This window comes from Enterococcus sp. MMGLQ5-1, from assembly GCF_013155265.1.
GTDB lineage: Bacteria > Bacillota > Bacilli > Lactobacillales > Streptococcaceae > MMGLQ5-1.
The window spans coordinates 154,291-167,452 of the sequence record NZ_JABJXU010000003.1; the positions used below are offsets into that span (position 1 = coordinate 154,291).

Annotated in this window: 8 protein-coding genes; 7 read left to right on the forward strand and 1 reads right to left on the reverse strand. The window is 38.6% G+C overall.

Features of this window, described 5'->3' with window-relative positions; all coding sequences use genetic code 11:
• Positions 1-3 precede the first annotated feature (3 nt).
• From HOY35_RS05055 to HOY35_RS05075, 5 genes are all read left to right on the forward strand, one after another.
• Positions 4-651: a bifunctional 4-hydroxy-2-oxoglutarate aldolase/2-dehydro-3-deoxy-phosphogluconate aldolase gene (locus HOY35_RS05055; RefSeq protein ID WP_172212931.1), complete on the forward strand. Its 648-nt coding sequence runs from the start codon at positions 4-6 to the stop codon at positions 649-651.
• A gap of 1 nt (position 652) precedes the next feature.
• Positions 653-1,612, forward strand: coding sequence for a sugar kinase (locus HOY35_RS05060; RefSeq protein ID WP_172212929.1), 960 nt, complete (start codon positions 653-655; stop codon positions 1,610-1,612).
• A 4-nt stretch (positions 1,613-1,616) separates the two neighbouring features.
• A complete protein-coding gene (gene kduI, locus HOY35_RS05065; protein ID WP_172212927.1) occupies positions 1,617-2,456 on the forward strand; it encodes a 5-dehydro-4-deoxy-D-glucuronate isomerase in 840 nt (279 codons plus the stop codon).
• A 171-nt stretch (positions 2,457-2,627) separates the two neighbouring features.
• A complete protein-coding gene (locus HOY35_RS05070; protein WP_172212925.1) occupies positions 2,628-3,431 on the forward strand; it encodes a gluconate 5-dehydrogenase in 804 nt (267 codons plus the stop codon).
• Between the two features lie 120 nt (positions 3,432-3,551).
• Positions 3,552-8,999 (forward strand): S-layer homology domain-containing protein, encoded by a 5,448-nt coding sequence (locus tag HOY35_RS05075; protein ID WP_172212923.1) that lies wholly within the window; start codon positions 3,552-3,554, stop codon positions 8,997-8,999.
• A gap of 124 nt (positions 9,000-9,123) precedes the next feature.
• Here the strand turns inward: HOY35_RS05075 and HOY35_RS05080 are convergent, their stop codons facing one another.
• A complete protein-coding gene (locus tag HOY35_RS05080; RefSeq protein ID WP_172212921.1) occupies positions 9,124-9,930 on the reverse strand; it encodes a helix-turn-helix domain-containing protein in 807 nt (268 codons plus the stop codon).
• Between the two features lie 112 nt (positions 9,931-10,042).
• On the opposite strand from HOY35_RS05080, the gene HOY35_RS05085 reads away from it, so the two are divergent.
• Positions 10,043-12,064 carry a beta-galactosidase gene (locus HOY35_RS05085; RefSeq protein ID WP_172212919.1) on the forward strand — a complete coding sequence of 674 codons (2,022 nt, stop codon included), beginning with the start codon at positions 10,043-10,045 and terminating at the stop codon, positions 12,062-12,064.
• Complete coding sequence (locus HOY35_RS05090) at positions 12,051-13,004, forward strand: hypothetical protein (protein ID WP_172212917.1); 954 nt, start codon at positions 12,051-12,053, stop codon at positions 13,002-13,004. Before HOY35_RS05085 ends, HOY35_RS05090 begins: the two co-directional genes overlap by 14 nt.
• Positions 13,005-13,162 lie beyond the last annotated feature (158 nt).

Consider the following 13,162-nt stretch of genomic DNA (forward strand, 5'->3'; position numbering starts at 1 on the left):
ACTTTGAAAAAAATGAACATTTTATCCAAGCTAAAACAAATCGGTGTGATTGCAGTTGTTAGAGGTGCTACAGCTGATGCAGCGCTTAATTCCTCAGATGCGATTATTGCTGGCGGTATGAAGGGGATTGAATTGACCTTTACAGTGCCAAATGCTGATCAAGCGATTGCCAAATTGGTTGAAAAATATCGCTCAGATTCTGAGGTGGTAATTGGTGCAGGAACGGTTTTAGATGCTGTGACCGCTCGATTAGCGATTATGGCGGGTGCAGAATTTATTGTTAGTCCAACTTTTGATTTGGAGACGGCTGAAATCTGCAATCTGTATCAAATTCCATATTTGCCGGGCTGCATGACAATTACCGAAATAAAGACCGCCTTAAAGGCTGGTGTTGATATTATTAAGCTTTTCCCAGGTAATGCGTTTGGTCCTTCAATTATTAGTGCCTTTAAAGCGCCTCTGCCACAGTTAAATATCATGCCAACCGGTGGTGTTTCACTTGATAACCTCGAGGACTGGTTTAAGGCAGGTGTTGTCGCTGTCGGTGTTGGTGGTAATTTATTAAAACCAGCTGAAACAGGAGATTATGAAGCTGTGACTGCGGTTGCCAAGCAATACGTTGATAAATATCGGTCGATTCAGGGGGTGTAAAATGAGTGAATTTATCACCCTTGGTGAACCTTTGGCAGTATTTGCTTCACAAGACTGTGATGTACCCTTGAGCGAAGCAATTCATTTTCAAAAGTTTTTAGCAGGTGCGGAGTTAAATGTTGCGATTGGGGTGGCAAGGCTAGGTCATACGACTCAATATATTAGCCAAGTCGGCGAGGATGCTTTTGGCCAATTTATTTTAAATGAAATTAATCAACACGGCGTTGGCTCAGATTATATTGAAACAACTGCTACCAATCCAACTGGCTTTTATTTTAAAGAAAAGGTTTCAACAGGTGATCCTAAGGTTGAATATTATCGCAAAGGTTCGGCAGCGGCTCATCTCAATAGCGATTATTTAAAAAATGTGAATTTGAGTCAGGTCAAAATTGCGCACCTTTCAGGTATTATGGCGGCAATTTCAGAATTTGGCTTAAAAGCAGTTGACGAATTGTTTGACTTACTTAATCAACAGGGCATTCAGACGACTTTTGATCCAAATCTCAGACCCGCCTTATGGTCATCAGAGGATGTGATGGTTAAAACTTTAAATGAATTGGCTAAGAAAGCAGTGATTGTACTACCCGGTGTTAATGAGGGAAAAATCCTAGTAGGGACAGATGATTTAGAAGCGATTGCTGATTTTTATCTTGACCAGAGTACGATTACCCAGACTGTGATTGTTAAAAATGGCTCAAAAGGCGCCTTGGTCAAGGTTAGAGGTGAGCAGCCATACGCTGTATCTGCCTTTAAGGTTGAGCGAGTGGTGGATACAGTTGGTGCAGGTGATGGCTTTGCGGTTGGCTTGATTTCAGGTCTACTAGAAAAATTGCCGTTAAAATCAGCGGTTGAGCGTGCCTGTGCGATTGGGGCACGAGCAGTTCAATATCCGGGCGATAATGATGGTTATCCAACGCCAAGTGAATTAGTTGAATTTTTAAAAACAAACGAAGGAGTGTAAAGTAATGCAAAACATGGAAACACGCTATACCCATAGTCCACTAGATATTCAACACTATTCAACAGAGGAATTACGTCGTGAATTTTTAGTTGAACAGGTTTTTGTACCCGGTGAAATTAATCTGACCTATACGCACAATGACCGCATGATTTTTGGTGGTGTGACCCCAGCGACTGAACCATTAGAAATTGTTCTTTCAACAGAGCTTGGTGTGGATTATTTCTTAGAACGCCGTGAATTAGGTGTCATTAATATCGGTGGTCCTGGTAAAGTCACGATTGACGGTCAAACAGAGTCGATGGTTAAACAAGATGGCTATTATATTGGTAAAGAAACACGCCAAGTTGTTTTTGCAAGTGACGATGCGGCTAATCCTGCTAAATTCTATATTAGCTCAACGCCTGCTCATCATAAATATCCTAATGTCAAAATAAGCATTAATGATATTGTACCAATGGCGACAGGTGAAGGTAAAACGATGAATGAACGGAAAATCTTCCAGTATATTCATCCCAATGTTTGCGAATCTTGTCAATTACAGATGGGGTATACGATTCTAGCAGAGGGCTCAAGCTGGAATACGATGCCATGTCATACGCATGAACGTCGAATGGAGGCTTATGTTTACTTTGACTTAGCCAGTCCCAATAAAGTCTTTCATATGATGGGCAAGCCAGATGAAACGAAGCATTTAGTCGTTGATAATGAGCAAGCGATTATTAGTCCAAGCTGGTCAATTCATTCTGGTGTGGGCACCAGTAATTATAGCTTCATTTGGGCTATGTGTGGCGAAAATATTACCTATACTGACATGGATATGGTAGATATGGCTGATTTGAAGTAATCAAGGTGCTAAATGCTTTTGCTCAGAAAATCTGTGACAGCGAAAATGATTGTTTATTCAGTCAAGCGTTCTTGGCTTGACCAATCATTACAGCAGTCATCAGATTTTCTAAAGCAATTTAGCCCGTAATCGCTAAACGGTCGTTTCAGCATTTTAAATAAGGAGGAAAAAATGACTTTTGAATTAAATAACTTTAGATTAGACGGTAAAATTGCTTTAGTAACAGGTGCGGTTTATGGAATTGGCTTTGCCTTGGCGGAAAGCTTCGCTAAAGCAGGCGCAACAATTGTCTTTAACGACAGGACACAAGAAGGGGTTGATAAAGGATTAGCCGCCTATCAGGAAAAAGGGATTGTGGCACATGGCTATGTTTGTGACGTAACCGATGAAGCTGGCATTCAAGCTATGGTCAAACAAATTGAAGCTGAGGTTGGTATTGTTGATATTTTAGTTAATAATGCTGGGATTATTAAACGCGTACCAATGCTTGAAATGAGTGCAGCTGATTTCCGTCAAGTAATTGATGTCGACTTGAATGCGCCTTTTATTGTATCTAAGGCAGTGATTCCTGGCATGATTAAAAATGGTGGTGGTAAAATCATCAATATCTGTTCAATGATGTCAGAGCTCGGTCGTGAAACCGTTTCAGCCTATGCGGCAGCCAAGGGTGGTTTAAAAATGTTGACCCGTAATATTGCCTCAGAATATGGTCAATATAATATTCAGTGTAATGGGATTGGGCCTGGTTATATTGCGACACCACAAACAGCGCCGCTTCGTGAAAAGCAAGCAGATGGCTCTCGTCATCCCTTTGATCAATTTATTATCGCTAAAACACCTGCAGAGCGTTGGGGTACAGCGGAAGATTTGCAGGGTCCAGCCGTTTTCTTAGCTAGCTCAGCTTCAGATTTTGTTAATGGTCATGTACTTTATGTCGATGGTGGGATTTTGGCATATATCGGAAAACAGCCTTAGTTAAAAAGTTAATGATCCAAACTGCTAATCAGCAGTTTGTTTTTTTATAAAATGTAAGCGTTTGCAATAAATGCAGTAATATGTTTAAGATGAAATCTAAAATATAAGGAGAATGGTTAAATGAAAGAAGGTAGCAAATTATTTCGGATTTTTTTGATAAGTTTGATTGTTTCCAATCAGTGCTTGGCGATAGGCTCAGAGCCATTCAGAGCTGTTGCTGAGGCTTTAAATCCTGAACCAACAGGGGCAGTTGCCCATTATCCTTTAAATAAAACAACAGAATATAACGATAGCATTAATTCGAGTGAAGTTTTGCCTACGGGTAGTAACGTGACATTTAATGATGATTATGTATCATTAGTTAATAATAATAATGCGAATGAGGGACATATTGCGGGTGATACGCCAGCCTCTGCCAAAGTTTCAGGGGATTATATCAGCTTTACTTTTGATGCCAAGCTTAATGCAACACAATCTAGAAATACTTATACGCAGGATCGAGCGATGTTTATTTATGGTGGCAAGACAGATTATTTGCAAAATAGTATCTCAATTCGTCCCTATTGGAATCGTGATACTGGTAAATCAGCGGTTGTTATCAGACAAGCAAATTCGGATGCCATTGTTGCTGAATTTGATTTGCCGGCAGCTGACGCCTGGCATAATTATGCCTTGAGTTTAGATGGCGGTAATGACGGTAAACTCAAGCTATGGGTTGATGGAACGAAGGTAGTTGAAGTAGCGGCTAATGGGATTGGTGCTGATGAAATTGGAAATAGCGTAATTCGTTTGAATCGTTGGGGAATGAATAGTAATCCTAACCTTGATCTGCATTATCGTGATTTAAGAATTTATAATGTTGCATTACCTGATGAGACTGTGGCGTCTGTTACCAATGAAAATCTTGATTTTAGCTTTGAACAATTGAAAAATGATTTAGGTTTTAAAACAGGTGATACAGTTAAAGAGCATTTAAAATTGATTTCCGGTAATGGTATCAGCTGGACTTCAACAGATGAAACAGCGATTTCAACCTCTGGGGTGGTTACTCGTGGTGCGACAGCTAAAAATGTCAATTTAACAGTCAGCTATCGTGGTAAAGCTGAAACCTATGCGCTTAAAGTGCCAAAACAGGTTGAAGGTAAGGAAATTACAATTGATGGTTCAGTTATTGATACAGAAAATACTTTTAAAGGTTTTGGCACTGTAACCTGCAATAATACTTCACGCTTATTGTTGGACTATAAGGAAGAACACCCAACAGCGTATTGGGAAATTATGAATAAATTGTTTAATCCGACAACGGGTGCAGGGATTGACCACATTAAAGTAGAATTAGGCGCTGATGTGAACTCGTCCTCTGGTGCAGAGCCTGCGACTATGCGCTATTTAGATGAGCCAGCAAATGTTGTTCGTGGCGCAGGGTTTACCTTTGCTAATGATGCAAAAACGATTAATCCACATATTACAACCGAAATTCTACGCTGGGGTGAGCCTCGTTTTTCTTGGAATGGTTCTAAAAATACTGATTATTCAGCAAAATATGCTTGGTACAAAAATACGATTGATGCAGTTAAAGCAGAATTTGGCTGGTCATTAGATTATGTTGGCTTATCGCAAAATGAACGTGCACAGAATAATAATAAAAATGAAGATAAGTGGTTAATTTATTATTTAGAACAAATCAAAAAAGAATCAAATTATGAGCAGGACTATAAAAATATTAAATACGTCGCTTCTGATGGCTATAGAGATACAAAAACGATTGCAAGCTTGATGAATAATAATGCTTTGGTTAAAGCTGGAATTGATGTCATCAGTTATCATTACGGTCTATCTGGTTCAGCAGAATTAACGGCTTTACAAAATAGTTTGAGAAGTGCTGGCGAAAAAACGAAGGAGGTCTGGGTATCAGAAGGGATTGCCCCAATGATTAACTCCAGATATCGTTTGAATATGGAGCCCCAATACGGTGGTGTTGGTGGTACTGCTGGTACGGTTGATGTGGTACAGCGTATCGGTGCGGCCTATTCATGGGCAGGAGAAACAACCAATCCGCTCAAAGCAGTTTCCTTTGATTTTCAGCCTGCTGTTGCAGCTTTTTATGAAGGCTCAAGTTATAATCCGAAGCATTTAATCAGTGCTTATGATCCTTGGTCAGGCTTTTATGAAGAAGATAGCGGTATTTCAGGTGTACGTCAGGTGATGAATTTTGCAAATACTAATCATACACGTTGGCAATATTTGCCAGAGGCAACCTTTAATGATGGTAATCATAGTGATGGTGGTATTGCGGCAGGAAGCGGGACTCATAATTATTTAACCTTAAAATCACCAGATAGTAATGATTATTCAACAATTTATACGAATAATACGGCGAATTCAAGAACCTATACCATTTCAGCACAAAATTTGGCAGGCAAAGAAAATAGTATCGTGCAGCTGTGGGAAACAAGAGGACCAGATCAAGGTCAGGCTTATGATGCGAACTGGCTGCAAAATATTGGTAGTATCACACCAGAGGCTGGCGTCTACACGATTACAGTTAAACCATACTCAATTTTAACGGTAACGACTTTAGCCGCAGATGTGACAACACCTTATCAAGCAAAACAGGTTGATATATCTAAGGATACGATTTTAGCGTTGCCTTATACAGATGATTTTGAATATTCAGATTATGTCAAGGATGATAAAGGTCGTGATTATGTTGAGCGTCGTGGTGGGACACCGAGATATACAACTGATCAAAATGGTGCTTTTGAAGTGACAAAAGAGGTAACTTATGCTGACAGGAATAATTCAACTAGCTATGCTGCTCGAAAAGCAGTCACCATTCCAGATCAAGCTGACCATGCTAATGTCCTGCAACAAAAAATTACGACAGCCACAGTAGGTGCGCCTTGGGGTGTTTGGGGTGGTACTGATGGCGCAGACACTGATGGAACGAGCTATACTTGGCTTGGTGACCACCGCTGGACGAATTATAAATATTCTTTCGATGCTTTATTAGATATGAACGCTGAACAACGTGCTGATCGGAAAAATTTTGTCCTACTTGGTGTTAGGCAGCTGAAAGGTTCAGCTGGTTATGAGGCAGCAATTTATGCAGATGGTAAATGGGAATTGAAGCGACAGACAAAGACTGTTGAAAGTGGGACTATTTCTGATTTTGACAACACCAAATGGCATAATTATGCGATTGAAGCCAATGAAAATCAAATTTCATTCTTTGTAGATGGAAAAAAACAGGTTTCATATGTTGATACAGCTAAAACTAATATGAGTGGTCGAGTAACCATTGGTAGTGGCTATTATGAAACATTAATTGATAATTTACGAGTGGATCCAATCGATACGGTAAGTTATGAATCGTTAAAAATTGATAGTGGTCAAGGTAAGATTTATTCAGATTTAGCTACAGCAGAAGATGATGTCATTGCTGGATTGAATGAGCTTAATCCATTGGGTTATGTTGGTGCATGGACTTATAAACAGTCTGGTTATGCGCATTATAATCGCACACTAACAGAAACTAAAACTGATAAACCGGTTTGGAGTGGGACAACCATTACTTTTGGTGACAAAACGGAAGAACAGGGTACTGCGAATAAAGTATATTATTCAGGCACATGGCAAACAAATGCTTCAAGGGCATGGTCGACTTCTGATGGTGCGGCCTTTGAAATGAAATTTACTGGTGTTGATGCTAAGGTTTATGGTGTTCTTGATCAAAACAGTGGCACAGCTGATGTTTATCTTGATGATAAAAAAATTGATAGCATTCAATATTTAAATAATAGTGAAATTCCACAAATGGTTTGGTCAAAAGAAGGATTAGATTATAAGGAGCATACACTAAAAATAGTATCAACAAAAGGTTCAATTAATTTTACTAAAGCAGAATTTACCTCAAATGAAACAGCAGGTGCCGTTCGGAGTCTTGCACCAACCGCTTTAACACATATTCAATCTGATGAAGAGCTTGGTAATGCTGAAAATACGGTTTATGCTTATCGAGGTGGATCAAGTAATTGGGGCTCACAAGCTTCTAATGCATGGGCAGCATTTACTGACAATCCTTATCTGGTGATTAATTTTACAGGTACTGGGATTGATTTTAAGGCTAATACAAGCAATACGGCATATAAATTTGAGCTTGATGGTGTTGATGTAGGTAATCATGGTCCTGGAGATGGTGTGATCTATTCAGCGAGAGGTTTGGAAGAAAGAGCACATACACTCAAAGTGTCATTGGGTGATAATCAAGCCAACACTACTTATATGGATTATCGTGGCGTTTCAATCTATTACAGCTCAGCTGAAATTGAAACACCAAATTATTTCGTCTTTAAATTTAAAGGTGCTGGCTTTAGTTTATTCGGTAATACATCAGCTGCTTTACTAAGTGTTTCAGTAGATAATGTGATTGTCGATAATGCCGGTAAGGTTGCTGCTACTGGTGATCGTTTGAACTCATATGTATTAACTGGTTTATCTAATCAAGCGCATACGGCAAAAGTTGAAGTGATTGGTGGTACGTTCCAATTGGATGGCATTGATATTACTGGCGTGGATGCCAAAGATGTTGTTGATAAAACCGCTCTTGAAACCTTGTATGCTGCTAATAAAGATAAAGCAAAAGGGAATTACACAGATGCAAGCTGGGCAGCTTTTACAACTGCTAGAGATTCAGCTAATAAAGTTTTAGAGAATGCCGCTGCGAGTCAAGAAGAAGTTGATAATGCTCATACTGCTTTAAATACTGCGGTTAAAGGTTTAGTTGAAAAAGAAATCGTAGATAAGACAGCACTCCAAGAATTGTACGATGCTAATAAAGACAAGGTAAAAGGCAACTATACGGCTTCGAGCTGGAAGGTATTTACTGATGCCTTGCAGTCAGCCAAAGCTATTTTAGACAAGGTAGCTGCGACCAAAGCCGAGGTAGCCACTGCAAATAATGCCTTAGAAGCTGCAATTGAAGCATTAGTTGAAAAACCATCGGAAGCTCTTATCTTTGATGATGTCGTCAATTTGCCTGATGCAGAAGCAAAAGCAGCAATTAAGTGGCTATTAGATAACAAAGTCACCACAGGCTATGCCGATACTGATAACGACGGACATACTATCTTTGGGGTTAACGATAGCTTGACACGCCTTCAAACCGTGCTTTTCCTATATCGTTTGGCAGGTAGTCCAAAAGCAGCAACAACAACTGCTTTCCCAGACCTTGTTGATCAAAATGATGAAGCTAAAAAGGCGGTCAATTGGGCGAAGGCAGCAGGTATTACAACTGGCTATGGTAACGGCTACTTTGGTCCAAATGATAAGGTAACTCGTGAACAATTTGCCGCCTTCTTATATCGTGAGGCGGGAGAACCAGAAGTTGTAGCTGATCAAGTCTTTGTAGATGTCCCAGCGAGCAATCAATTTGCTAAGGCAATTACATGGTTAGCGGCCAATAATATTGCTAAGGGCTATGGCAACATTTTTGGTGCAAAAGATAACGTGATTAGACAGCATGCAGCATTATTCTTGAAACGCTTTGATGATGTCACAAAAAAATAAGCCGGAAATCAGAAGCTATAGCTAGCGCTATCTTAGTGGGGCAAAAAAATAGAACCATAAGTGACTTTTGTTTGAATGTCACTTTTGGTTCTGCTGTTTTTAAAATGCTGTTTGCTGTTTAATATTAATAATGTAGTCTTCTATACGCATTTGGTGTCAGCTCAACCTTAGCTTTGAAAATAGCAATAAATTGACTGGGAGATTGAAATCCGACTCGACTTGCAATTTCTTGAATTTCAAGGTTTGGCTGATTAATTAAATATTCTTTTCCCTTATTAATTCGGTAATCTATTAAGTATTGATAGGGACTTTTATGGATATATTTTTGAAAAAGACGGCTTAAATATTGCGGGCTAATATATAGATTTTTAGCTATGACTTCAATTTTATCAATTTGAGCAAAATTAGTTTCTATTTCCTTGATTGCTGGTGTCAGATATTTTTTAGCGTTAGTCGGTAAGTCTACAAAAGGTTGAATAGCACCCTGTCTCAACTGAATTAAAAATTTGTAACATTCTACTGATAGCATATTTGCTTCAAGCTGTTTTTGACGATGTAAGTCAATGATTTGGTTGATCCAAAGGGAAAATTGGAACTGTTCAGTGTTTTTTGCGAGGACGAATTGCTCCACCTTTAGCAGTTGCTTAAAGCATGACTTGATTTCACCACTAAAGGTTGCAAAATTTGTTTGCCATTGATCGATTGGAGAATAGCTATGAGGGGTAAATGGTGCAATTAAAATACCTTCACCAGCATTTAGACGAATTTGTTGGCCTTCAATTGTAATTTCACCAAGTCCGCTTTCTGTTTGCAGCCAGTGGTATAATGGATAGCCTTGATTACGGTTGACAGCATGCTGCTGCCAATGATTACCGATGCTTTCTAGATTAATTGGTAAAGCCTGTTGCATTAGTTGAAAATAGATTGGCATTGCTAAGCTCCTTTTTGTTTCGTAATCTTATATTATTTAGTTTATCATATTATACTTTAAAAGCGTTTTCAATATTATAATAATCTTATTATAAAGTAATGGAGGTCAGAAAATGAAACAATTTCAACGAATTTTATACGGTGGTGACTACAATCCAAATCAATGGGACGAGGCAACCGTTCGGGAAGATATGCGTGTCTTTAAGGCTGCCAAGATTAATTCGGCGACGATTAATGTTTTTTCGTGGGCAAAAATTCAGCCAAGTGAAAATCAATATGATTTTTCATATTTAGATGAAATATTTGAGAAATTGAGTCAAGAAAATTATGATATAGTGATGGCAACTTCAACTGCTGCGTTACCAGCATGGTTATTTAAACGCTATCCAGAGGTTGGTAGAACAGACTTTGAGGGTCGTCATCATAAATTTGGTCAGCGTCACAATGCTTGTCCAAATAGCTTGGTGTATCAAAAATTTGCCAAACGCTTGGTTCAAAAATTAGCAGAGCGTTATGGCAATCACCCAAATTTATCATGTTGGCATATTAATAATGAATATGGTGGCGAATGCTTCTGTGAAAATTGTGAAAATGCCTTTCGAGTTTGGCTGCGTAACAGGTATCAAACAATTGAAAAGGTTAACAAAGCATGGAATATGGAATTTTGGGGGCATACACTTTATGATTGGGACGAAATTGTCTTACCCAATGCTTTAAGTGAAGGGATTGATTATCAGAATACAGCGTTTGCTGGGATTTCAATCGATTATCGACGTTTTAATTCTGATAGTATGCTTGAAAATTTTAAAATGGAGCGTGATGTGATTCGTCAATTTGACAATGAAACTCCAATTACAACTAATTTAATGGGTACCTATAAAAATTTAGATTATTTTAAATGGGCTAAGGAAATGGATCTTGTTTCATGGGATAATTATCCTGCCTATGATACGCCATGGAGTTTAGTTGCGATGACACATGATTTAATGCGTGGCTTAAAAAATCAGCCGTTTATGCTGATGGAGCAAACACCGAGCCAGCAAAATTGGCAGCCGTATAATTCTCTAAAAAAGCCCGGTCAAATGCGTGCACAAAGCTACCAAACAATCGCCCATGGCGGTGATACTGTCCAATTTTTTCAGCTCAGACGCTCAGCTGGGGCCTGCGAAAAATTTCATGGTGCCGTGATTGAGCATGTCGGTCATGAAAAAACTAGAGTTTTTAGAGAAGTGGCAAAGCTCGGCGAAGAACTGCAAAGTCTTGGTGATAAAATTTTAAATAGTGAAAACCGCTCAGAAGTTGGTCTGATTTTTGATTGGGATAATTATTGGGCGCTAGAATATACTAGTGGACCTAATCAAGATTTGAAATATGTTGAGCAAATTCATCAGTATTATCAATATTTTTATCAAAATAATATATCGGTTGATTTGATTGCGACCGATGCTGATTTTTCCAAATATAAAGTAATTGTTGCACCCGTTTTATATATGATCAAAGCTGGTGTTGCAGAAGCATTAGAGGATTTTGTAGCATTGGGCGGAACGCTTGTGACCACCTTTATGAGCGGTATTGTTAATGAAAGTGATAATGTGCATTTAGGTGGCTATCCAGGACCATTACGGAAATTGGCAGGCATTTGGGTAGAAGAAATTGACGCCTTAGCACCTGAACAAGCAAATCAAGTTCGACTGGCTAATGGTCAAAGTGGTAGCAGCCACTTATTGGCTGATATTATCCACTTAGAAGGAGCAACGTCACTTGGAGAATATGTGGATAATTTTTATTCAGGCTTACCGATTGCCACGAAAAATCAATTTGGGCGGGGGTCGGTTTATTATATTGGTACTCAGCTTGATCAAGTAAGTCTGGCCATGCTTTTAAAACAAGCTGAGGCACAGGCAGATTTAACCACTTTTGAAAAAAATGATTTAGAGATTGTCAGACGTCACCAAAAAGACCGACAATATACATTTATTATCAATTTTACCGAACGGGAGCTTAAAATTCCAAATATATTTATTGGTCAAAAAGACATATTAACTGGAGATACGATAAAAGATGAAAAAACCTTGTCGTCTTATGATGTAGTAATCGTCGAAAGTGAACGAGAGGTAGCAGATGTTTTTAATTGAAAATGAAAATATTTCAGTGACGCTTTCTGAATTTGGCGCAACTTTAGTAAAAATTGAAATGAAAAATCGTCAAGGTGTAAAAGAAAATATTCTTTTGACCCTAGATGATGACGAGGCGATAAAAAACGACTTAGGCTATTATTTTGGCAAAACAGTTGGACCAGTTGCTAATCGGATTAAGAATGCTGAAATTGGCGAGTTGAAATTTAAGGCCAATAATGGGCCGAATCTTAATCACTCTGGTGAAAATGGCTGGAGTATTCAGCAGTGGCAGGCAACTGAATATGAAAATACTGAGGTCAAGGGTGTTCGTTTTGAATTGATTGACCAAAATAGTGGCTTTCCTCCTCAAAAAGTTTTAGTTGATTATCAGCTAAAGGGGAATGAGTTAACGATAAGATTTACTAGCACTGCGCTGGCTGACACCTATTTTAATCCAACCAATCACGCCTATTGGAATCTTTCAGGTGATGCTAAGACAGATATTGGCAAACAATTTTTACAGGTTTCAAGTCGAGAGGTATTAGTGGTAGATGAAAATACTTTACCAACTGGTGAAAGCATCCTGGTTGAGACAACAGCTTACGATTTTCAACAATTAAGGCAGCTTGGTGATAGCTTAGCTAAACTTGAAACTGGCTTAGACAATACCTTTATTCTATCTGAAAATCAAAATCCGCAGCTTATTATGTTTGATGAGATAAGTGGACGCAAAGTTATATTTTCAAGTAATCGGCAGGCGGTGGTTTTATACAGTGCGGCAAAGGTCAGTAATTTTGTCGAGGTTAATGGTACAAAAATGTCGAGTAATTTAGGCTTGGCGATTGAATTTCAAGAACAGCCAGATATTATTAATCACCCAGCCTGGGGAAACATTTCTTTATCAAAAGGAAGCACTGCTGAAAAATTTGTGAAAATGCAATTTGAGGTAGAATCATAGAAAATTAGCTAAAATGACAAAATATGCTGAGTTTATAAATTAGACTAAAAGGTCTAATTTCACAGACGGAGCATATTTTTTCTTTGGCTACAATAAATAACAAATAACATTTTTGAAAATCGCAATGAGCTTCCATAACCAAAAAACGATTAATGAGG

Excerpts from the sequence above, each read along its gene's own strand:
- HOY35_RS05060 (WP_172212929.1), top strand. The coding sequence starts at position 653 with ATGAGTGAATTTATCACCCTTGGTGAACCTTTGGCAGTATTTGCTTCA.
- HOY35_RS05090 (WP_172212917.1), top strand. The coding sequence starts at position 12,051 with ATGTTTTTAATTGAAAATGAAAATATTTCAGTGACGCTTTCTGAATTT.
- HOY35_RS05085 (WP_172212919.1), top strand. The coding sequence starts at position 10,043 with ATGAAACAATTTCAACGAATTTTATACGGTGGTGACTACAATCCAAAT.
- kduI (WP_172212927.1), top strand. The coding sequence starts at position 1,617 with ATGCAAAACATGGAAACACGCTATACCCATAGTCCACTAGATATTCAA.
- HOY35_RS05080 (WP_172212921.1), bottom strand. The coding sequence starts at position 9,930 with ATGCCAATCTATTTTCAACTAATGCAACAGGCTTTACCAATTAATCTA.
- HOY35_RS05070 (WP_172212925.1), top strand. The coding sequence starts at position 2,628 with ATGACTTTTGAATTAAATAACTTTAGATTAGACGGTAAAATTGCTTTA.
- HOY35_RS05075 (WP_172212923.1), top strand. The coding sequence starts at position 3,552 with ATGAAAGAAGGTAGCAAATTATTTCGGATTTTTTTGATAAGTTTGATT.